The organism is Mesorhizobium sp. BH1-1-4 (genome assembly GCF_020165665.1).
Classification (GTDB): Bacteria; Pseudomonadota; Alphaproteobacteria; order Rhizobiales; family Rhizobiaceae; genus Mesorhizobium.
Genome location: NZ_JAIUIN010000003.1, coordinates 146908 through 167550, shown reverse-complemented (window position 1 = coordinate 167550; position 20643 = coordinate 146908). Strand labels below are relative to the sequence as shown.

21 protein-coding genes are annotated in these 20643 nt (G+C 62.4%); 3 read left to right on the top strand and 18 right to left on the bottom strand.

Translation table 11 applies throughout. The annotated features are described in order from the left end of the window. Positions 1-31: 31 nt before the first annotated feature. From LB569_RS07240 to dusB, 5 genes are all read right to left on the bottom strand, one after another. Complete coding sequence (locus tag LB569_RS07240) at positions 32-1393, bottom strand: sigma-54-dependent transcriptional regulator (RefSeq protein WP_015317919.1); 1362 nt, start codon at positions 1391-1393, stop codon at positions 32-34. Further along, positions 1383-3668: a sensor histidine kinase NtrY-like gene (locus LB569_RS07235; RefSeq protein WP_224691617.1), complete on the bottom strand. Its 2286-nt coding sequence runs from the start codon at positions 3666-3668 to the stop codon at positions 1383-1385. Before LB569_RS07235 ends, LB569_RS07240 begins: the two co-directional genes overlap by 11 nt. Before the next feature lie 129 nt (positions 3669-3797). Next, a complete protein-coding gene (ntrC, locus tag LB569_RS07230; protein WP_224691616.1) occupies positions 3798-5258 on the bottom strand; it encodes a nitrogen regulation protein NR(I) in 1461 nt (486 codons plus the stop codon). Then, positions 5255-6397: a two-component system sensor histidine kinase NtrB gene (locus LB569_RS07225; protein WP_140701155.1), complete on the bottom strand. Its 1143-nt coding sequence runs from the start codon at positions 6395-6397 to the stop codon at positions 5255-5257. The genes ntrC and LB569_RS07225 overlap by 4 nt, the downstream gene beginning before the upstream one ends. Beyond that, a complete protein-coding gene (gene dusB / locus LB569_RS07220; protein ID WP_140701153.1) occupies positions 6394-7422 on the bottom strand; it encodes a tRNA dihydrouridine synthase DusB in 1029 nt (342 codons plus the stop codon). The genes LB569_RS07225 and dusB overlap by 4 nt, the downstream gene beginning before the upstream one ends. 140 nt (positions 7423-7562) lie before the next feature. On the opposite strand from dusB, the gene LB569_RS07215 reads away from it, so the two are divergent. Then, positions 7563-8792: a bifunctional 2-C-methyl-D-erythritol 4-phosphate cytidylyltransferase/2-C-methyl-D-erythritol 2,4-cyclodiphosphate synthase gene (locus LB569_RS07215; RefSeq protein WP_224691615.1), complete on the top strand. Its 1230-nt coding sequence runs from the start codon at positions 7563-7565 to the stop codon at positions 8790-8792. Beyond that, positions 8789-9298, top strand: a complete 510-nt coding sequence (locus LB569_RS07210; RefSeq protein ID WP_224534602.1) for a CinA family protein — start codon at positions 8789-8791, stop codon at positions 9296-9298. The genes LB569_RS07215 and LB569_RS07210 overlap by 4 nt, the downstream gene beginning before the upstream one ends. Here the strand turns inward: LB569_RS07210 and LB569_RS07205 are convergent. From LB569_RS07205 to eno, 11 genes are all read right to left on the bottom strand, one after another. Then, positions 9274-9732: a type II toxin-antitoxin system RatA family toxin gene (locus tag LB569_RS07205; protein WP_140701147.1), complete on the bottom strand. Its 459-nt coding sequence runs from the start codon at positions 9730-9732 to the stop codon at positions 9274-9276. The genes LB569_RS07210 and LB569_RS07205 overlap by 25 nt on opposite strands. Before the next feature lie 36 nt (positions 9733-9768). Next, complete coding sequence (lipA, locus tag LB569_RS07200; RefSeq protein ID WP_224691614.1) at positions 9769-10734, bottom strand: lipoyl synthase; 966 nt, start codon at positions 10732-10734, stop codon at positions 9769-9771. 136 nt (positions 10735-10870) lie between these two features. Then, positions 10871-11128, bottom strand: coding sequence for a GlsB/YeaQ/YmgE family stress response membrane protein (locus tag LB569_RS07195; RefSeq protein WP_019858028.1), 258 nt, complete (start codon positions 11126-11128; stop codon positions 10871-10873). 99 nt (positions 11129-11227) lie between these two features. Then, positions 11228-12676 (bottom strand): dihydrolipoyl dehydrogenase, encoded by a 1449-nt coding sequence (gene lpdA, locus LB569_RS07190; RefSeq protein WP_224691613.1) that lies wholly within the window; start codon positions 12674-12676, stop codon positions 11228-11230. 15 nt (positions 12677-12691) lie between these two features. Beyond that, positions 12692-13327, bottom strand: a complete 636-nt coding sequence (locus LB569_RS07185) for an SGNH/GDSL hydrolase family protein (RefSeq protein WP_224691612.1) — start codon at positions 13325-13327, stop codon at positions 12692-12694. Positions 13328-13331: 4 nt separating this feature from the next. Then, entirely contained in the window at positions 13332-13745 is a 414-nt protein-coding gene (locus LB569_RS07180) for a hypothetical protein (RefSeq protein ID WP_224691611.1), read from the bottom strand. A 14-nt stretch (positions 13746-13759) separates the two neighbouring features. Further along, entirely contained in the window at positions 13760-15145 is a 1386-nt protein-coding gene (locus LB569_RS07175; RefSeq protein ID WP_224691610.1) for a pyruvate dehydrogenase complex dihydrolipoamide acetyltransferase, read from the bottom strand. Positions 15146-15164: 19 nt separating this feature from the next. After that, positions 15165-16550, bottom strand: coding sequence for a pyruvate dehydrogenase complex E1 component subunit beta (locus tag LB569_RS07170; protein ID WP_140701137.1), 1386 nt, complete (start codon positions 16548-16550; stop codon positions 15165-15167). Positions 16551-16564: 14 nt separating this feature from the next. Beyond that, complete coding sequence (pdhA, locus tag LB569_RS07165; protein WP_224691609.1) at positions 16565-17602, bottom strand: pyruvate dehydrogenase (acetyl-transferring) E1 component subunit alpha; 1038 nt, start codon at positions 17600-17602, stop codon at positions 16565-16567. Positions 17603-17793: 191 nt separating this feature from the next. Then, positions 17794-18117, bottom strand: a complete 324-nt coding sequence (locus tag LB569_RS07160) for an FtsB family cell division protein (RefSeq protein ID WP_224691608.1) — start codon at positions 18115-18117, stop codon at positions 17794-17796. Between the two features lie 151 nt (positions 18118-18268). Continuing rightward, entirely contained in the window at positions 18269-19543 is a 1275-nt protein-coding gene (gene eno / locus LB569_RS07155; protein ID WP_140701131.1) for a phosphopyruvate hydratase, read from the bottom strand. A gap of 200 nt (positions 19544-19743) precedes the next feature. Here eno and LB569_RS31795 point away from each other — a divergent pair, with 200 nt between their 5' ends. After that, a complete protein-coding gene (locus tag LB569_RS31795; RefSeq protein ID WP_263494311.1) occupies positions 19744-19866 on the top strand; it encodes a hypothetical protein in 123 nt (40 codons plus the stop codon). Between the two features lie 55 nt (positions 19867-19921). Here LB569_RS31795 and LB569_RS07150 read toward each other — a convergent pair whose 3' ends face one another. Then, on the bottom strand, positions 19922-20287 hold the full coding sequence (locus LB569_RS07150; protein ID WP_224691607.1) for a PRC-barrel domain-containing protein: 366 nt from the start codon (positions 20285-20287) through the stop codon (positions 19922-19924). 84 nt (positions 20288-20371) lie between these two features. Then, on the bottom strand, positions 20372-20575 hold the full coding sequence (locus LB569_RS07145; protein WP_027045027.1) for a dodecin family protein: 204 nt from the start codon (positions 20573-20575) through the stop codon (positions 20372-20374). Between the last annotated feature and the right edge of the window lie 68 nt (positions 20576-20643).

Genomic DNA, 20643 nt, shown 5'->3' with positions numbered 1-20643 from the left:
CGGACAATCGCGTGGGCCACTGGATATCCGGTCAGACGCCCAGCGACTTCAGCTTGCGATGCAAGGCGGAGCGTTCCATGCCGATGAACTCGGCGGTCTTCGAAATGTTGCCGCCGAACCGGTTGATCTGGGCGATCAGATAGTCCTTTTCGAACTGTTCGCGTGCCTCGCGCAGCGGCAGCGCCATGATGTGCTGGTCCGACTGGTTGGGTGTGCGCGGCATGACATCGCCGATTTCGGACGGCAAAAGATCGGCGGTGATCGGCGCGTCGACGTCCTCGCCGCGCGCCAGGATCATCAGGCGCTCGACATTGTTGCGCAGCTGGCGGACGTTGCCCGGCCAATTGTGCGCCTGCAGCACGGCCAGTGCGTCGTCGCCGATGCGGCGCGGCTTGATGCCGGCCTGGCGGGCGATCTGCTTCATGAAATTGTCGACGAGATAGGGAATGTCCTCGCGCCGCTCGGCAAGTCCGGGCACCATGACCGGGACGACCGCGAGACGGTGGTAAAGATCCTCGCGGAAACGCCCGTCGGCGATCATCGCCTCCAGGTTCTGCGAGGTCGAGGAAATGATGCGCACATCGACCTTGACCCGCTTCGTGCCGCCCACCCGCTCGAACTGCTGTTCGACCAGCACGCGCAAAATCTTGTTCTGCGTCTCGCGCGGCATGTCGGCCACTTCGTCGATGTAGAGAATGCCGCGATGGGCTTCCTCCAGCGCTCCCACCTTGCGTTCGACCCCGTTCGATTCGGTGCCGAACAACTCGATCTCCATGCGTTCGGGCGTGATGTTGGCGGCGCTCAGCGTCACGAAAGGCCCACCCTTGCGTGTCGACAGTGTATGGATGGCGCGCGCCGCCAGTTCCTTGCCCGAACCGGAGGGGCCAACGATCATCACGCGGCTGTTGGTCGGCGCGACGCGCTCGATGGTCTGGCGCAACTGGCTCATCGCCGACGACATGCCGATCAGGTCGAAGGTCTCGCCGCTGCGCAGTTTGAGGTCGGAAACCTCGCGGCGCAATTTCGAGGTCTCGAGCGCGCGCTCGGCAATGAGGATCAGCCTGTCGGCCTTGAACGGCTTCTCGATGAAGTCATAGGCGCCGCGGCGAATGGCGGAAACCGCCGTTTCGATGTTGCCATGACCTGAAATCATCACCACGGGCAGGTTGGGGTGCATGGTCTTGATCTCGTCGAGCAACGCCAACCCGTCCAGACGCGAACCCTGCAGCCAGATGTCCAGGAAGATCAGCCTCGGCGCCCGGTCGGCTATAGCCGCCAGTGCACTGTCGGCGTCGAATGCCGTACGGGTTTCGTGACCCTCGTCACTCAAGATGCCTGCGACGAGCTCGCGGATGTCTTCCTCGTCATCGACGATGAGAATATCAGACGCCATTACCGACCTTTTCAGTTTCTCGTTCGTGGTCCGCCCTGCCTTCGCCGCGCGCTGGGGTGCCGGCCGAGGGCGGCAGGATGATGCTGATCATCGCGCCGCGCCCGCCGTGGAAATCCGCGGGCGCGTCATGGAGTTCCAACCTGCCGCCATGGTCCTCCACGATCTTCTTGACGATAGCGAGACCAAGTCCGGTGCCCTTCTCGCGTGTGGTCATATAGGGCTCCAGCAGCCGTTGGCGATTCTCGCGCGGCAGACCTTTGCCATTGTCGATGACGTCGATGCGAATCGCGCCATTGTGGCGGCCGGCTTGAATCCGGATTATGCCGTGCGAGCCGTCCTTCTGTTCCAAACCGTCGATCGCCTCGGCGGCGTTCTTGATCACATTGCCGAAAGCCTGGGCCATCAGCCGGCTGTCGAACGTGCCCTTGAGTGGTTCATTGCCGAATATCCGCTCGAAGGTGATGTCGGCGCGGCTGACTTCGACCAGGAAAGAAGCCTCGCGCAGTGATTCGCGAAGGTCGATGGCCTTCATCTCGGGTTTTGGCATGCGCGCGAAAGCCGAGAACTCGTCGACCATGCGGCCAATGTCCTCCACCTGCCGGATGATTGTGTCGGTACACTGGTCGAAAACTTCGCGATCCTCGGTGATCACCTTGCCATAGCGGCGCTTGATGCGCTCGGCGGAAAGCTGGATCGGCGTCAGTGGGTTCTTGATCTCGTGGGCAATGCGCCGCGCCACGTCGGCCCATGCGGACGAACGCTGGGCCTGAACCAGGTCGGTGATGTCGTCGACCGTCACCACATAGGATTTTTCCTCGGAGCCATCGTCGCCTGCCTCGATCGTGACCTGCACATTGAAGGTCCGCTCGGCGCCGGCGCGATAGAAGGTCACCTGCTCGCGGTAAACCGGTTTGCCGGACTTGCGGCCAATCTCGAAAACGCGGCCGACATGCGGCAGGACAGCGGAAAGATTCTGCCCAAGGGCCGCGCTGGCGGAAATGGCCAGCATGGTCTCGGCCGAGCGGTTGACGATGGTGACGATGCCATACGGATCGACGCCGATGACGCCGGCCGTGACGCCGGCAAGCACCGCTTCGGAAAAACGGCGGCGCTCGTCGATCAGGTCCTTGGCGGACAGGATTTCGTTTCGCTGCGATTTCAGCTCGAGCAGCATCTTGTTGAACGTGTCGCCAAGCGAGGCGACATCGCCATCGGACGGCCGCACCTGCACCGCAACGTCCAGGTTTCCGGTAGCAACCTCGTCGGCGGCACCAATGAGCTGCCGGATCGGCCGCACCAGACGGTCGGCGACGGCAATGCCGGTCCAGATCGCCGACAGGATGACAATCAGCGTCAGCGACAGGTAGGGCAGCGCGAATGCCACCTGCGAGGTGCGGCGATTGTCTTCCAGACCACGATATTCGTCAGTGTTGGACCGCACGATCTGGCGCGCCTTGATCACATCGGGATCGACAAGGCGGATGGTGTAGAGATAGAGCCCTTCGATCTCGCGCAGCTTGACGATAGCGCCCATAATGTTGCGCGTGCGCGGTTCGATCAGCACGGGCTTGCCGTCTTCGGCACTGGCCACGGCGCCTTCGGGCGGCTCCGGCATGGCGAAATCGACATCGGTCTTTGCGCTCATGACGAAGGAGCCGTCGGCCTTGATCAGCGCGGCGTGGGCAAGCGAGCGGCCCACGGCCTCCTTGTTCATCAGATCGAGAAAGCCGGTGCGATCGAGGCCGTAGAGCGTCCGCGACGCATCGAGGTCATAGGCCATCGACAATGTCGTGCCCTGCAGGTTGCGCGCGTTCTCCTGAACATAGGCGTCGGCAATCGACAGGGATGAGTTGACGATCGTCTTGGTGCGAATCTCGAACCAGCGATCAAGGCCGATGTCGAGCGTGATCGATGCGATGATCGCCACCATGATGGCCGGTATGGCGGCGACGAGCGCGAACATGGCAACGATGCGCACATGCAGCCGCGAGGCAGCCTTGCCATGCCGGCGTGCCATGATGATGCGGTGCACCTCACGGCCGATCAAGGCTATGAGGAAGAGCACGAAGGCGGCGTTGAGTGCGATCAGCGACCAGGTCGCCTTGGCGTCGGGCGCGATCGGAGTGGCGCCCACCAGGATGGCGAACGAGATGGCAGCCATGATCAGCGCGCCGACAACCGCCACCACGCCGGGCAGCGCCAGCAGCCGGCGCCCGTCGCGCGCGCCGGGTTTGCTAAAAAGCGGTTCGTTCAGTGTTGGTGCCTGCGAAGCCATATCGCCGTCTAGAACCAGTGATTGCGTCCGATCTATGCAACGCATTGTGGCGATTATGCAACAAGTGTGACACGGACGGGAATCTTTCCCCGTTCGGTCCCCTGAAAAGATGGTGTGCCTGACGCGGGCTCAGGGCTGGCGCGATGACTTGTAGACGTTGACGCCCAATTCGCGAATCTTCTTGCGCAGCGTGTTGCGGTTGAGCCCCAAAAGCTCCGCGGCCTTGATCTGGTTGCCGCGGGTTGCCGTCATCGAAGCCAGTACCAACGGATATTCGACTTCGGACAGAATGCGCTCGTAGAGGCCGGCGGGCGGCAATTCGCCGGCAAAGGAGGCGAAATAGCGCTGCAGGAAGTGCTCCACCGCCTGACCGATGGAAAGATCGTCGGGAATGAGGTTGCCGGCACCGGGTACCACCGGGCGCTCGCCTGTCTTGAGCTCAGCCTCGATGATTTCGGCTGAAATCTCGTCCTGCGAATAGAGCGCGGCGAGCCTGCGAACGAGGTTTTCAAGCTCGCGCACATTGCCCGGCCAGGGATAGCGCTTCATCAGTTCGATGCCGCCCGAAGAGATGCGCTTGGTCTGCAGCCCCTCCATCTCGCCAAGCTTGAAGAAATGCCGGACCAGGTCGGGCACGTCTTCGGAGCGTTCGCGCAGCGCCGGCAACCTGAGCGGCACGACGTTGAGACGGTAGAAAAGGTCCTCGCGAAAGAGGCCCTGGTTGATCAGCGTGCGCAGATCCTTGTTGGTGGCGGCAACGATGCGCACGTCGGTCTTGATCGGCGTGCGGCCGCCGACGGTCGTGTACTCGCTCTGCTGAAGGACCCGCAGCAGGCGCGTCTGCGCCTCCATCGGCATGTCGCCGATCTCGTCGAGGAACAGCGTGCCGCCCTCGGCCTGCTCGAAGCGACCGGTCGAGCGGTTCTGCGCGCCGGTGAAGGCGCCCTTCTCATGGCCGAACAATTCCGATTCGATGAGATCGCGCGGGATCGCCGCCATGTTGATGGCGACGAACGGACCGCCTCGGCGGCGTCCATATTCATGCAGCGCCCGCGCCACCAGTTCCTTGCCGGTGCCCGATTCGCCCGAGATCATCACAGTCAGGTCGGTCTGCATCATGCGCGCCAGCATGCGGTAGATGTCCTGCATGGCGGCCGAACGGCCGACCAGCGGCATCGATTCGGGCTGCTCATCCGGCCGCGTGTCGATCTTTGGCCGCCGCGGCTCCGAAAGTGCCCGGTTGACGATGTTGAGGAGCTCCGTCAGGTCGAACGGCTTCGGCAGATATTCGTAGGCGCCGGTTTCGGAAGCGCGGATCGCCGTCATGAACGTGTTCTGGGCGCTCATGACGATGACCGGCAGTTCCGGCCTTGCCTTCTTGATGCGCGGCAACATGTCGAAGGCGTTCTCGTCCGGCATCACGACGTCGGTGATGACGAGATCACCCTCCCCGGCCGCCACCCAGCGCCACAGGGTCGAGGCGTTGGAGGTGACGCGCACCTCGTGACCGACGCGTGACAGGGCCTGATTGAGCACGGTGCGGATCGCCGCGTCGTCGTCGGCGACGAGAATATTGCCGCGAACGGTCATTTGCGATCTCCTTCGCCATCTTGATCGGCGCCCAGCGCCGTTTCCTTCCAGGCCGGCATCAGGACCCGGAACGTCGTTGCGCGCGGCGTCGAATCACATTCGATGATGCCGCCATGTTCACCGACGATCTTGGCGACCAGCGCCAACCCCAGCCCCGAGCCGTTCGGCTTGGTGGTGATGAAAGGATCGAACAGGATCGGCAGGATATCTTCCGAGACGCCGGAACCATTGTCGCGTACGCAGAACTCCAGCGGCAAAGATACGCGGTCCTGCGTGCCCGGGACCGAAACGCGAATGCCGGGCCGGAAGGCGGTGGACAGCACGATCTCGCCCTGGGGATCGCTGCCGATCGCCTCGGCGGCGTTCTTGACCAGATTGAGGAACACCTGGATCAGCTGGTCGCGATTGGCGAATACCGGAGGCAATGATGGATCATAATCCTCCAATATCTTGATTTTCTTTGCGAAACCGTTCTTTGCGATCGCTTTCACATGATCGAGCACGACATGGATATTCACGGGATAGCGGTCGATCGGCCGTTCGTCCGAAAACACCTCCATACGGTCGACCAGCGACACGATGCGGTCCGTCTCGTCGGTGATCAGCCGCGTCAGCGCGCGATCCTCATCCGACGCCGACAGTTCGAGCAGTTGCGCCGCTCCCCTAATGCCGGAGAGCGGATTCTTGATCTCATGCGCCAGCATCGCCGCCAGGCCGGTGACCGAGCGTGCCGCACCGCGATGCGTCATCTGGCGGTCGATCTTGTCGGCCATCGATCGTTCCTGGAACATGACCACGACGGAACCCGGAAATTCCGGCACCGGCGCGACATAGAGATCGACGACCTTCTCGATGCCGAGGCGCGGTGACGAGACGTCGACCCGATACTCGTTGACGGGCGCGCGGCGCTCGCGCACCTGGTCGACCAGCGTCAGCAACGGGCTGCCGAACGGTATGAGTTTGGACAAGGTGTTGCGCGCCAGCATGGTTGCGCTGGAGCGAAAGAAATCCTCGGCATCGGCGTTGGCGAAGGTGATGAACCCTTCCTCGCTGATCATGATCACCGGGCGGCGAATCGTGTTCAGCACGATCTGGGCGGCATCCGCCATTTCGGTGCCCTGGACGGCAGTGGCGGTCATGCGGCGCTCCGCAGGTTCAAGGTTTGCGGATCGCGCGAGAACACATCGCGCAGCAAGGCAATGACGCGGGCCGGTTCGAACCCGGTCATGATCGCTTTTCTAGTGTCGCCGGCGGCACCTTCGGCATGTCGGTCTAGATACCAGCCGAGATGCTTGCGCGCCTGCCGCAGGCCGCTCTCGACGCCGTAAAGCGCCAGCATGTCCTCGTAATGGGCAACGACATAATCGGCGAGCGCTTGGCGGGTCTCGGGAATGCCGGGCGAAAATGTCCCGGCGGCGGCCGACGCGATGCTGCCGGCGATCCATGGCGCGCCATAGTGGGCGCGGCCGACCATCACCGCGTCGGCGCCGGACTGTTCGAGAATGAGCGAGGCTTCGGCAGGCGAGCAGACATCGCCGTTGGCGACGACCGGGATGGATACGGCCTCCTTGACGCGAGCGATGGCGCGCCAGTCCGCTTTGCCCTGGTAGAACTGGCAGCGTGTGCGGCCATGGACAGTGACCATCCTGACGCCCGCCTGCTCGGCCCGGCGCGCAAGGACGGGAGCGTTGAGTGCGCCTTCGTCCCAACCCAGCCGCATTTTGACCGTCACCGGCACCTTGACGGCGCCGACCACGGCCTTGATCAGCGAAAGCGCGTGGTCGAGGTTGAGCATCAACGCCGAGCCGGCATAGCCACCGGTGACCTTCTTGGCCGGGCAGCCCATGTTGATGTCGATGATGTCGGCGCCCTCACCGGCGGCGATTCGAGCGCCTTCGGCCATGTGGATAGCCTCACGGCCGGCAAGCTGCACCATATGGACGGGCAGGCCGGAATGGCGTATGCGCAGATCGCAGCCGGCCCTGCCCTTGGCGAGTTCGCCGCTTGCCACCATTTCGGACACGACCAGGCCGGCGCCATGCGCATACGCGCGCTGCCTGAACGCCTCGTCGGTGATCCCCGACATCGGCGCGAGGAAAACGCCGTTGCGGATTATCACGCCGCCGACATCGAGTGGCGCGGCCAATCTGATCAAGTTAACCATGCACAAAAACCAAGCATGTCCATTCGTTGCACATTCTCTAGCCAGATCGAGAGAAATGTGCAACGCGCAATGACGCCACATTAAGGCGCAATTGGGAAAAAGCTGGCCTTCGTCCTTGGCCGCGACTAGGACCAGACGGCATGACGGGCGCAACTGAAAATCAGGCTTCGGATCCGAGTGGCAAAGTCGCGGTGGTTATCGTCGCGGCAGGCCGCGGCGCGCGCGCCGGACAGGCCGATGGTCCCAAGCAATATCAACGAGTTGGCGGTCGCGCCGTCATCGCTCGCGTCATCGACATTTTTCTGGCGCACCCGCTCATCGGCCGGATCGTCGTGGCCATTCATGCCGAGGACCGCGAGCTTTTCCGGCAAGCGGTCGGCACCGACGCCGATCGGGTGACGGCAATCGCCGGGGGCGCAACCCGGCAGGATTCGGTTCGGCTAGGGCTGCAGGCGCTGAGAAGCTACGCGCCGGACAAGGTTCTCATCCACGATGCCGCACGCCCCTTTGTCGACGTGGATCTGATCGACCGCACCATCGCGGCTATCGGCGAGCGAGAGGGCGCGCTTCCCGCACTGCCGGTCGCCGACACGCTGAAACGCGAATCGGCCACCGGCATGGTCGGCGAAACAGTCCCCAGGAGCGGGCTGCACGCGGCGCAAACGCCGCAAGGCTTTCCATTCCTCGCCATCATGACGATGCATGAGGAAGCCTACAGCAGCGGCAAGACCGACTTTACCGACGACGCGTCGATCGCCGAATGGATGCAGATGCCGGTGAAGCTCGTTCCGGGCTCACCGGACAATGTCAAACTCACCTGGGCACGAGACATCGCCATGGCACACCAGCGGCTTTCCAGCGAACGGGCGCACTTCCCCGACGTCCGCACCGGCAATGGCTATGACGTCCATGCCTTCGAGCCCGGCGACCACGTCACGCTCTGCGGCGTCGCCATCCCGCATGACAGGAAACTGTCGGGCCATTCCGACGCCGATGTCGGCCTGCACGCCCTCACCGACGCATTGTTGGCGACCTGCGGGGCCGGCGACATCGGCACGCACTTTCCGCCGTCCGATCCGCGGTGGAAAGGCGCTGCCTCGCGCATATTCGTCGAACATGCGGCAAGACTGGTGCGCGAGCGCGGCGGGCGCATCGCCAATGCCGACATCACGCTGATCTGCGAAGCACCGCGCGTCGGCCCGCACCGCGAGGCGATGACATCAGTTCTTTCGCAGATGCTGGGCATTTCCGCCGACCGCATCTCCGTCAAGGCGACGACCAACGAGAAGCTCGGCTTCGTCGGCCGTGAGGAAGGTATAGCGGCAATCGCCACCGCCAGCGTGGTGTTTCCCGGCGAGGTTCCGGAATGACCAACGGCGAACTGGCAATCGCCCTGTTCGAGGCCTGCCGCGAGCGCGGCATCATGCTGGCGACGGCGGAAAGCTGCACGGGAGGCATGATCATCGCCGCGCTGACCGACATCGCCGGCTCTTCCGCCGTGGTCGATCGCGGCTTCATCACCTATTCCAATGAAGCCAAGATGGACATGCTCGGCGTTCGCGCCACCACGCTCGACGCGCATGGCGCGGTATCCCGCGAGACGGCGACCGAGATGGCAGCCGGCGCGCTTGCCCGTTCGCGCGCCGCGCTGACGATGGCGGTCACAGGCATTGCCGGTCCGGGCGGCGGTTCCGCGGAAAAGCCGGTCGGGCTGGTCTGGTTTGGCGTTGCCGTCAACGGCCGACCCGTGACGGCCGAACGAAAGCTGTTTGCCGACAATGGCCGCGACTTCATCCGCCGGGAAACGGTCAAACATGCGCTGGAGCTCGGCTTGCAGGCACTTGGCGAGAGTCAGGCCGCCGGTGTCTTGCCGTAGATGACGTCAGCGCGCTTCTCGAAAGCCTCGGCGAACATACGGAAGGCACGATCGAACATCGTGCCCATCAGCGCGCCCAGGATTCGGCTCTTGAATTCATAGTCGATGAAGAAGCGCACGGCGCAGCCGGCGCCGTCTGGCTCGAAACGCCAGACATTGCTCAGATATTTGAACGGGCCGTCGATGTATTTCACATCGATGGCGTTCTCGTCGGGCTTCAGCAGCACCTGCGTGGTGAAGGTCTCACGGATCGCCTTATAGCCGATGCTCATGTCGGCGACGAGGATGGTGCGTCCGTCACGCTCCTTGCGCGAGCGGACCGTCAGCGCCTCGCAAAGCGGCAGGAATTGCGGATAGGTCTCGATATCGGCGACCAGCGCGAACATCTGCCGAGGCGTGTGGGCTACGCGGCGGGTGGCTTCGAATTTCGGCATGAGCCCGGCTCTAAAGCGCGTCGCGTCGAAGATGCATCAGAGCGATTTCGCGAGCTGCGCTTCGCGCGCCGCGCGCAGCCTGGCGAAATCATCGCCGGCGTGATGCGAGGAGCGCGTCAGCGGGCTCGACGCCACCAGCAGGAAACCCTTGGTCCTGCCGATCGTCTCGAAGGACTTGAATTCTTCCGGGGTAACGAAGCGGATCACCGGATGGTGCTTCTTCGACGGCTGCAGGTACTGGCCGATGGTCATGAAGTCGACATTGGCCGAGCGCAGATCGTCCATCAGCTGCAGGATTTCATTCCGCTCCTCGCCCAGCCCCACCATGATGCCGGACTTGGTGAAGATCGACGGATCGAGTTCCTTGACCCGCTGCAGCAGGCGGATCGAGTGGAAATAGCGGGCGCCGGGCCGGACCTTCAGATAATTCGACGGCACGGTTTCGAGATTGTGGTTGAAGACGTCGGGCCTGGCCGCCACGACGATTTCCAGCGCCCCGTCCTTGCGCAGGAAATCCGGCGTGAGAATTTCGATCGTCGTCAGAGGCGTTGCCGCCCGGATCGCACGGATGACATCGGCAAAGTGCTGCGCGCCACCATCGGCGAGATCGTCGCGGTCGACCGAGGTGATGACGACGTGGGTGAGCCCCATCTGCTTGACGGCATGCGCGACGCGCGCTGGCTCATCGGGGTCGAGCGCGGTCGGAATGCCGGTGGCGACATTGCAGAAGGCGCAGGCGCGCGTGCAGATCTCGCCCATGATCATGAAGGTGGCGTGCTTCTTTTCCCAGCACTCGCCTATATTCGGGCAGCCGGCTTCTTCGCAAACCGTCACCAGCTTGTGCGACTTCACGATCTCGCGTGTCTCGGCATAGCCTTTCGATACTGGCGCCTTGACGCGGATCCAGTCCGGCTTGCGCAACACCTCCTGGTCGGGCTTGTGGGCCTTCTCGGGATGCCGCAGCCGCGGCGCGTTGGCGATCGTGTCGAGGACAGTGACCATCTGAACCCTGGCTTTTCTCGCGACCGCCCACCGGCGATCGTCATTTCAACGTCATTTAGAACTTTTCAACACAAAGAAAAAGGCTGCGGCGGCACATGCCGCCACAACCATTTGCGCATAGCCGAAGAGATATCGGCTAGCGGCGCACCAGGCGCCCGACCCAGATCAGCAGGCAGGCGCCGATGAAGCCGGTGATCAGATAGGCTGTCCAGCCGACGCCGAATGGCCCGAAATTGAGTGCCTGCAAAATGGCGTTCAACACGACAGCGCCAACGATGCCCATGATAATGTTCATGAAGATGCCGGTGTTGCTCTTCATGACCATTTCGGCAAACCAGCCTGCCAGGCCGCCGATGATGATGGCTGCGATCCAGCCCACGCCGTTCAAGTGCATATGCCTTCTCCTTGTGCGCGTAAAAATGCATCCGGAAACGAGCTGCCTTGCCGTCGAGATCCCACAGCTTGCACGGCTGAGTCTCCTGCGGCAAATCTATCATGCGTTCAAGGCGCGGCCATAGGCGTCGAGCACGCTTTCCTTCATCATCTCAGACAGCGTCGGATGCGGGAAGATGGTGTGCATCAACTCTTCCTCGGTCGTTTCGAGGTTCATCGCGACCACAAAGCCCTGGATCAATTCGGTCACTTCGGCGCCGACCATGTGCGCACCCAGCAGCTGACCGGTCTTCTTGTCGAAGATGGTCTTGATGAAACCCTGGTCCTCGCCAAGCGCGATCGCCTTGCCGTTGGCGGCGAACTGGAAGCGGCCAACGCGGATGTCCTTGCCCTCCGCCTTGGCCTTCGCTTCCGTCAGGCCGACCGAGGCGACCTGCGGGTTGCAGTAGGTGCAGCCGGGGATCTTGAGCTTGTCGATGGCATGTACGCCGGGAAAATTCGCGATCTTCTCGACGCACACCACGCCCTCATGCTCGGCCTTGTGGGCAAGCATCGGCGGTCCGGCGACGTCGCCGATGGCGTAGATCCCTGGCACGTTGGTCCTGCCGTAACCATCGACGACCACGCAGCCGCGATCGGTCTTCACGCCGAGCGCTTCAAGGCCGAGGTTCTCGATATTGCCCTGAACGCCGACGGCGGAGATCATGCGGTCGGCGGTGATCTTCTCGACCTTGCCGTCCTTCATCTCGACATGGGCGGTGACCGAATTGGCGCCCTTTTCGACCTTGGTCACCTTGGCTTCGAGAATGATCTTCATGCCTTGCTTCTCGAACTGCTTTTGCGCGAATTTCGAGACTTCGGCGTCCTCTACCGGCATCACCGCCGGCAGCAGTTCGACGACCGTCACGTCGGCGCCCATCGTGCGGTAGAAGGAGGCGAATTCGATACCGATGGCGCCGGAGCCCATCACCAGAAGCGACTTCGGCATCTCCTTGGGCACCATGGCCTCGAAATAGGTCCAGATCAGCTTGCCGTCCGGCTCGATGCCGGGCAGCGCGCGCGGCCGCGCACCCGTCGCCAGGATGATGTGCTTGGCGGTGTACGTGCCCTCGCCCTTGACGCCTTTCGGCACTGGTGGCTGCGGTTCCATCGGCTTCTTGGCCGTCTTGGTCACGACGATTTCGCCGGGCTTGGAGAGCTTGGCCTCGCCCCAGATCACGTCGACCTTGTTCTTCTTCATCAGGAAGGCGACGCCGCCATTGAGCCTGAGCGACACTTTGCGCGAGCGGTCGACGACAGCGGCGGTATCGGCACTGATCTTGCCGCCATCGAGCTTCAGCCCGTAATCCTTCAAGTGATCCGAATAATGCATGATTTCGGCCGAGCGCAGCAGCGCCTTGGTCGGGATGCAGCCCCAGTTCAGGCAGATGCCGCCCAGATGCTCGCGCTCGACGATCGCCGTCTTGAAGCCAAGCTGGGCGGACCGCACCGCCGTAACGTAGCCGCCGGGGCCGGAGCCGATGATGATGACGTCGTAGTTCTCAGCCACGGTTTTCTCCTTCAATCACAATTCCAACATGACGCGTACGGCCGGTGCCAGCGCCTTGCCGATATTTCGCGTGTTTTCGGCGTCGAGGTGGACACCGTCGAGCGGCGTGGTTTGCGCCACGGTGCCGGCGTCGAAGAAGCCGCAGCCGACTTCCTCGGCGAGTGCCTCGTATTGCGGTGCAAGCTGTTTCGAAGCGTCGTCGCCGCCGGCGAACATCGCCTTGAAATCGGCATTCTCGGTCCGGGTTACAACGGGCGGCGAGACAATCAGGATCTGGGGTGCTGGCCAGTCGAACGGATAGTCGTGGCCACGCACGATATCGATCAGCCGCTGGATGCCTTGCTTGGCCGCGACCGGATTGCCATGGATCCATGGCTTCATGTCATTGGCGCCGAGCATGATGACGATCAGGTCGATCGGCGCATGCGTCGTCAGCACCGTCGGCAGCAACCGCGCACCGTTGCGGTCGGCTCCGGCCAGATGATCGTCGAAGGCGGTGGTGCGGCCATTGAGGCCGTCGGCGATCACCTGAACGCCTTCACCGAGCCCGGCCTGCAGCACACTTGGCCAGCGATCCTCGAGCGCATGACGTCCACCTTCGGCATTGTAGCCCCAGGTCAGCGAGTCGCCGTAACAAAGAACCGTCTTCATCCGTTCAACCCGCCTTTATGTCGGCCACACCGCGCTTCACGCGCCAGCGCACGAACAACCAATGGATGATGATCGTCACCAAACCCGGCAGACCGAGACCGGCAACCATCGGCATGTCTTTCCTGACCACCGCGGCGCTGCTGTCGCTGTAGAGGATCACCCCGACCAAGAGGACGATCAGCGCCACAAACACAATCAGCGTCCACTTCCCGGCCCTCGACACCGCCGCGACCGGATCGTTCATCAATTGCGCCACGAAGAAGATGAAGGTGACGACAAAAGTCACCAGCACCGAGACCATGAAGACGATGATGTATTCTTCCTCGGCGCCGGTCGCGACAGCCAACCATTGCGCGATCAGACCGCCGGCCAACCCGGAAATGAAAAAAGCGAAAAGGCTGGTGAAGAATATTCGCACAGCCTTTCCCTTTCCTAGACCAGCATGCCCATCGGATTTTCGATCAGCTTCTTGAAGGCGACCAGCAGTTCCGCACCAAGCGCGCCGTCGACGGCACGATGGTCGGTCGACAGCGTCACCGACATCACGGTGGCAATCTTGATCTCGCCGTTCTTGACCACCGCCCGCTCCTCGCCGGCCCCGACCGCCAGGATCGTCGCATGCGGTGGGTTGATGACGGCGGCGAAATCCTTGATGCCGAACATGCCGAGATTGGAGACCGCCGTCGTGCCGCCCTGATACTCCTCCGGCTTCAGCTTGCGGCTGCGCGCCCGGCTCGCCAGATCCTTCATCTCGTTGGAGATGACAGACAGCGTCTTTTCGTCGGCATGGCGGATGATCGGCGTGATCAGCCCGCCGGGGATCGAGACGGCGACCCCGACATCGGCATGCTTGTGCTTGACCATGGCGCTCTCGGTCCAGGATGCATTGGCATCCGGCACTGCCTTCAGCGCCATCGCCATCGCCTTGATCACCATGTCGTTGACCGACAGCTTGTAGGCCGGCGCATCACCCTTGTCGGTCTTCTTCACCGGAGCCGCCGCATTGAGCTGCGAGCGCAGGGCCAGCAGCGCGTCGAGTTCACAGTCGAGGGTCAAGTAGAAATGCGGGATTGTGGTCTTGGCTTCGACCAGGCGCCGCGCGATGGTCTTGCGCATATTGTCATGCGGGACCAGCTCGTAGGAGCCCTGCTCGAACAGCTTCAGCACCTGATCGTCCGACATCGCCTTTACGGCCGGTGCGGCGGCCGGCGCACCAGCCGGAGCCTTGGCCGCAGGCGCTGCCTTGGCGCCGCCGCCGGCGATCGCGGCATCGACATCGGCCTTGACCACGCGGCCATGCGGACCGGTGCCGGTCACAGCGGACACGTCGACGCCCGCGTCCTTGGCAATGCGGCGCGCGAGCGGCGACGCAAAGGTGCGCTCGCCACCGGCATGGCCGTTGGCGGCCGGAGCAGGCTCAGCCTTCGTAGGCGCCGGCGCAGCGGACGTCGCCGGCTTCGGCGATTCCTTGGGTGCCTCAACTTTCGGAGCATCCGCTTTTGGAGCTTCAGTCTTTGAAGCTTCAGCCTTTGATGCGGCATCGCCACCGCTTTTGGCGGCAGCACCCGCATCTTCGCCCTCGGTCGCAAGCACAGCGATCAGCGCGTTGACCTTGACGCCCTCCGTTCCGGCCGGCACGACGAGCTTGGCCACGGTACCTTCATCGACGGCTTCGACCTCCATCGTCGCCTTGTCGGTCTCGATCTCGGCGATGACGTCGCCCGGCGAGACCTTGTCGCCTTCCTTGACCAGCCACTTGGAAAGATTGCCCTCTTCCATCGTGGGCGAGAGCGCCGGCATGGTGATGTTGATTGGCATTTTTGTCCTCCCGCCCGGTTCAGCGATACGTGACGGCTTTGACCGCCTCGATGACCTCGCCGACATTCGGCAATGCCAGCTTTTCGAGGTTCGCCGCATAAGGCATCGGCACATCCTTGCCGGCGATGGTGATCACAGGCGCATCGAGGAAATCGAAGGCGCGCTGTGACACCTGGTTGGCGATATGGTCGCCGACCGAATTCTGCGGGTACCCTTCTTCGACCACGACCAGCCGGTTGGTCTTCTTGACCGAGGCAATGATGGTGTCGAGGTCGAGCGGACGAACGGTTCTGAGATCGATGATCTCGGCGTCGATGCCCAGGCCACGCAATTCGGCTTCAGCCTTCACCGCATAGGTCATGCCGATGCCGAACGAGACGATGGTGACGTCCTTGCCCTGCTTGTGGATGCGCGCCTTGCCGATCGGCAGCACGAAATCGTCCAGCTTCGGCACGTCGAAGGACTGGCCGTAGAGGATCTCGTTCTCGAGGAAGATGACCGGGTTCGGATCTCGGATCGCCGCCTTGAGCAAGCCCTTGGCGTCGGCGGCCGTATAAGGCATCACGACTTTCAGGCCTGGAATGTGGCTGTACCAGGCGGCATAGCATTGGGAGTGCTGGGCGGCGACGCGGGCTGCCGCGCCGTTCGGCCCACGGAACACGATCGGCGCGCCCATCTGGCCGCCCGACATATAGAGGGTCTTGGCGGCCGAATTGATGATCTGGTCGATCGCCTGCATGGCGAAGTTGAAGGTCATGAACTCGACGATCGGCTTCAGGCCCGCCATCGCCGCGCCGACGCCGACGCCGGCAAAGCCATGTTCGGTGATCGGCGTATCGACGACGCGCCGCGGACCGAATTCCTGCAGCAGGCCTTGGGTGATCTTGTAGGCGCCCTGATATTCGGCGACTTCCTCACCCATGACGAAGACGTCGCCGTCACGGCGCATTTCCTCGGCCATGGCATCGCGCAGCGCTTCACGCACGGTGGTCGAAACCATTTCGGTGCCAGCCGGAATGTCCGGATCGGCGGCGATTTCGGTCTTCGGTGCCGCCGCGACAGGTGCGGCGGCCTCGCTCTTGGCCGCGACTGGCGCAGGCGCCTTTGCCTGAGCCTTGGCAGGCTCTTCGCCGATGCCTTCGCCGGCCTTGTCGGTGTCTTCGCCTTCAACGGCAAGGACGGCGATCACGGCATTGACCTTGACGCCTTCGGTGCCGGCGGGAACCACGATCTTGGCCAGCGTGCCTTCGTCGACGGCTTCGACTTCCATCGTCGCCTTGTCGGTTTCGATCTCGGCGATCACGTCGCCGGCGACGACCTTGTCGCCCTCGTTCTTCAACCACTTGGACAGATTGCCCTCTTCCATGGTCGGCGAGAGAGCGGGCATGAGAATTTCGATCGGCATGTCCTGGCCCTCCCTTATAATACGATATCGGTCCAGAGCTCGGACGGATCCGGCTCGGCATCGTTCTGGGCAAATTCGGCGGCGTCGGCGACGATGTCGCGAACCTCCTTGTCGATGGACTTGAGTTCGTCCTCATCAGCCCACTTCTTCTCGATGAGCCGCGCCTTGACCTGCTCGATCGGGTCGTGCTCGGAGCGCATCTTCTGCACTTCTTCCTTCGACCGGTATTTTGCAGGATCGGACATGGAATGGCCGCGATAGCGATAGGTCTGCATCTCGAGAATCAGCGGGCCATTGCCGGCGCGGCACCATTCGGTCGCAAGATCGGCGGCGGCCTTGACCGCGCGCACATCCATGCCATCGACCTGGATGCCGGGAATCTTGAAGGAAGCGCCTCGGTGCGAGAAGTCGGTCTCGGCTGAGGAGCGCGACACCGACGTGCCCATGGCGTAGCGGTTGTTCTCGATGATGTAGATCACCGGCAGCTTCCACAGCGAGGCCATGTTGAAGCTTTCATAGACCTGGCCCTGGTTGGCGGCGCCGTCGCCGAAATAGGTCAGCGACACGTTCTTGTTCTCACGATAGCGGTTGGCGAAGGCCAGGCCCGTGCCGAGCGACACCTGCGCACCGACAATGCCGTGACCGCCATAGAAATGCTTCTCCTTGGAGAACATGTGCATGGAGCCGCCCTTGCCTTTCGACAGGCCGCCTCGGCGTCCGGTCAGTTCGGCCATGACGCCGCGCGGCGAAAGCTCCATCGCCAGCATGTGGCCGTGATCGCGATAGGCCGTGATCATTTGGTCGCCGTCTATCAGCGCCATCTTCATGCCGGTAACCACGGCTTCCTGGCCAATGTAGAGGTGGCAGAAGCCGCCGATGAAGCCCATGCCATAGAGCTGGCCGGCCTTTTCCTCGAACCGGCGGATGAGCAGCATGTGCCGGTAGGCGGCTAGCTCTTCGTCCTTGGTGAAGTCAGCAGGCTTGGGTGCTGACAGGCCGGATTTACCGTCGGATTTCGATTTGGCAGGCGCTTTTCTGGCTGCGGTGGCCATGCATCACTCCCTGTTGGCGTCTCTTTGCGGACACTGGAGCAAGATCAACTTGCTCCGGGGAGATCGCCCTCCCCTTCGATTTATGGGAGGCTAACACGTCGAAAGGCGTTCCGCCATGTCGAAATTGCATAGCTGGCATGCACCTAAGCAATTAAAATCATTGAAAATATTGGTGATTAACCGGAAATCGGTTATTTCGTCGAGACCGGCAGCATGATGGTGATCTCGTCGGCTTGGGACAGATTGAGCGCCCGGCGCGCCTGCTCGTCGAGCATGTCCTTCTCGAGCGTGCCATCATGCATGAGCCTGACGCGCCGCTCCAGCTCCATCCTGCGCGCCTTGATCGCATCGAGCTGCCCCTGCAGCGCGACCGTCTCGGCTTCCAGCTTGTATTTGGAATTGATGCCGAATTCGCCGTGATAGGCGTGGAAGCCGAAATAGGCCAGGAACACCACGCACAAAGAGGGAATGATCAGCCGCCCGGTGTTTCTCTGCTTGTGCTGACGCGTCCACATGACCGATTCCCCGTGGCCGCGAACTCAGACGGCACTAAGCCTTTTTCGCCTGATTGTGCTTAACGGACGGTTACGGGGGCCGCGCGGGCCGGCTTGAAAAGCAAAAGGGCGGGATGTCCCGCCCTTTCCCTGTCAACAAGATGCCGCCGGATCAGCCCTTGATCACCGACTTGCCGGCATAACGCGCCTGCTTGCCGAGTTCTTCCTCGATACGGATCAGCTGGTTGTACTTGGCCATGCGGTCGGAGCGCGACAGCGAGCCGGTCTTGATCTGCCCGCAATTGGTGGCGACGGCGAGATCGGCGATGGTCGAATCCTCGGTCTCCCCCGAACGGTGCGACATGACGGCGGTGTAGGCTGCCTTGTGCGCGGTCTCGACCGCGTCGAGCGTCTCGGTCAGCGAGCCGATCTGGTTGACCTTGACCAGGATCGAATTGGCGACGCCCATGCGGATGCCGTCGCGCAGGCGCGCCGTGTTGGTGACGAAAAGATCGTCGCCGACAAGCTGCGTCTTCTTGCCGATAAGGTCGGTCAGGTACTTCCAGCCTTCCCAGTCATCCTCGGCCAGGCCGTCCTCGATCGAGATGATCGGATAATCGGCGGCGAGCTTGGCGAGGTATTTGGCCTGCGCCTTGGGATCGCGTGTCTTCTTCTCGCCTTCGTAGACGTAGTTGCCGTCCTTGAAGAATTCGGTCGCGGCGCAATCGAGGCCAAGCGCGATCTCCTCGCCCGGCTTGAAGCCGGCCTTCTCGATCGATTCCATGATGAAATCGAGCGCCACCGGCGCGCTCTTCAAGTTCGGCGCGAAGCCGCCCTCGTCGCCGACATTGGTGTTGTGGCCGGCATCCTTCAGCTTCTTGCGCAGCGTGTGGAAGATTTCCGACCCCCAGCGCACGCCTTCGCGCAGCGTCGGCGCGCCGACCGGGAGGATCATGAATTCCTGGAAGTCGATCGGGTTGTCGGCATGCGCGCCGCCATTGATGATGTTCATCATCGGCACCGGCAGGACGTGCGCCTTGGCGCCGCCGACATAGCGATAGAGCGGCAGGCCGGAGGCATCGGCCGCGGCCTTCGCAACCGCCAGCGAAACACCCAGAATGGCGTTGGCGCCGAGCCGGCTCTTATTGGGCGTGCCATCGAGCTCGATCATGGTCTGGTCGATGTGGATCTGGTTTTCGGCTTCCATGCCGCCGATCGCCTCGAACAGTTCGCCATTGACCGCTTCGACGGCCTTGAGCACGCCCTTGCCGAGGTAGCGGGCGCCGCCGTCGCGCAATTCCACGGCTTCATGGGCGCCGGTCGAGGCGCCCGAAGGCACCGCAGCGCGGCCCATCGAACCATCTTCGAGAACGACATCGACCTCGACGGTCGGGTTTCCACGGCTGTCCAGGATTTCACGCCCGACAATATCGATGATGGCGGTCATTGCGATGTCCTCGATTGATCTGGAGAAAACGTCGCGCCCGTCTTAGCCAAAGCAACGCAAAAGGCAATCGGGCCGTGGCCGAATATTGCCGGGTCCCCGATTCACGAAGCGCAAATTTCTGTCATCATAAGTCATGCCGTCGAACACGCATTTTCGGATATGGCTATGCATGCGCGGGGCGAAACAGGAGGAGTTTCGCCATGTCCGAGTTAAGCGGTATTGTCAGTCTGTTCCTGATCGCGGCCGCGTTCCTGACATCATGCGATGGTCAGCAGCCGCCAAAAGCCGGGATGTCGCTGCCGGCGCTGCACCTCAGCGAATAATCCTTGCGTTGAATCAAAAAGGGCCCCGTCGAAACGAGGCCCTTTTTGTTCGCGGTCAATGCCAGTAGGGCGTGACCTTGTAATACTCATAGGAGGCGTCGCGCGCGCTCTCGCCATCCGCGCCGGCCAGTTCGTTGATCGAATAGGCGGGCGCGGCCTTCAGCTGTTCCTTCGAGAAGGGCACGACATAACCGCCCTTGTCCTCGTCATAGTCGAGACTTGCCCAAGGAATGGCGTGGTATTTCTCGCCGATGCCGAGAAAGCCGCCAAAACCGATCACCGCGAACATGATGCCGTTCGACGTCTTGTCGAGCATGATGTCCTCGATGCTGCCGATGCTGGTGCCCTCGGTGTTGTAGACCGACGTGCCGATGACCCGCGAAGCGGCAATGGCTTCGGTGTGACCTGTCTGGGTTGTCATTGTCATACTCCTCGTTGTCGTTGATCTCTGCTTCGACAATGAGGGGCGCGGGCGAAAGTTCCCGACTTTTTGGCGGCTGCCCGATCACTCCGCCAGGATGAAAGTCACCTTCATATTGACGCGGTAGGCCGCGATCTTGCCGTCCTCGACGACGATCTTCTGATCCTGGATCCAGGCGCCTTCGACGTTCTTCAGGGTTTTCGAGGCGCGGGCGATTCCCTTCTCGATAGCGTCCTGAAAGCTCTTCTTCGACGATGAGGTGATTTCGGTGACGCGGGCAACGGACATGGCTTCCTCCTGCCAAAACGCTCATTTGCCGGCCAAGCGTACAACCGGCCCCCAGCAACCACAAGCGC

Excerpts from the sequence above, each read along its gene's own strand:
- LB569_RS07240 (WP_015317919.1), bottom strand. The coding sequence starts at position 1,393 with ATGGCGTCTGATATTCTCATCGTCGATGACGAGGAAGACATCCGCGAG.
- LB569_RS07235 (WP_224691617.1), bottom strand. The coding sequence starts at position 3,668 with ATGGCTTCGCAGGCACCAACACTGAACGAACCGCTTTTTAGCAAACCC.
- ntrC (WP_224691616.1), bottom strand. The coding sequence starts at position 5,258 with ATGACCGTTCGCGGCAATATTCTCGTCGCCGACGACGACGCGGCGATC.
- LB569_RS07225 (WP_140701155.1), bottom strand. The coding sequence starts at position 6,397 with ATGACCGCCACTGCCGTCCAGGGCACCGAAATGGCGGATGCCGCCCAG.
- dusB (WP_140701153.1), bottom strand. The coding sequence starts at position 7,422 with ATGGTTAACTTGATCAGATTGGCCGCGCCACTCGATGTCGGCGGCGTG.
- LB569_RS07215 (WP_224691615.1), top strand. The coding sequence starts at position 7,563 with ATGACGGGCGCAACTGAAAATCAGGCTTCGGATCCGAGTGGCAAAGTC.
- LB569_RS07210 (WP_224534602.1), top strand. The coding sequence starts at position 8,789 with ATGACCAACGGCGAACTGGCAATCGCCCTGTTCGAGGCCTGCCGCGAG.
- LB569_RS07205 (WP_140701147.1), bottom strand. The coding sequence starts at position 9,732 with ATGCCGAAATTCGAAGCCACCCGCCGCGTAGCCCACACGCCTCGGCAG.
- lipA (WP_224691614.1), bottom strand. The coding sequence starts at position 10,734 with ATGGTCACTGTCCTCGACACGATCGCCAACGCGCCGCGGCTGCGGCAT.
- LB569_RS07195 (WP_019858028.1), bottom strand. The coding sequence starts at position 11,128 with ATGCACTTGAACGGCGTGGGCTGGATCGCAGCCATCATCATCGGCGGC.
- LB569_RS07185 (WP_224691612.1), bottom strand. The coding sequence starts at position 13,327 with ATGAAGACGGTTCTTTGTTACGGCGACTCGCTGACCTGGGGCTACAAT.
- LB569_RS07175 (WP_224691610.1), bottom strand. The coding sequence starts at position 15,145 with ATGCCAATCAACATCACCATGCCGGCGCTCTCGCCCACGATGGAAGAG.
- LB569_RS07170 (WP_140701137.1), bottom strand. The coding sequence starts at position 16,550 with ATGCCGATCGAAATTCTCATGCCCGCTCTCTCGCCGACCATGGAAGAG.
- pdhA (WP_224691609.1), bottom strand. The coding sequence starts at position 17,602 with ATGGCCACCGCAGCCAGAAAAGCGCCTGCCAAATCGAAATCCGACGGT.
- LB569_RS07160 (WP_224691608.1), bottom strand. The coding sequence starts at position 18,117 with ATGTGGACGCGTCAGCACAAGCAGAGAAACACCGGGCGGCTGATCATT.
- eno (WP_140701131.1), bottom strand. The coding sequence starts at position 19,543 with ATGACCGCCATCATCGATATTGTCGGGCGTGAAATCCTGGACAGCCGT.
- LB569_RS31795 (WP_263494311.1), top strand. The coding sequence starts at position 19,744 with ATGTCCGAGTTAAGCGGTATTGTCAGTCTGTTCCTGATCGCGGCCGCG.
- LB569_RS07150 (WP_224691607.1), bottom strand. The coding sequence starts at position 20,287 with ATGACAACCCAGACAGGTCACACCGAAGCCATTGCCGCTTCGCGGGTC.
- LB569_RS07145 (WP_027045027.1), bottom strand. The coding sequence starts at position 20,575 with ATGTCCGTTGCCCGCGTCACCGAAATCACCTCATCGTCGAAGAAGAGC.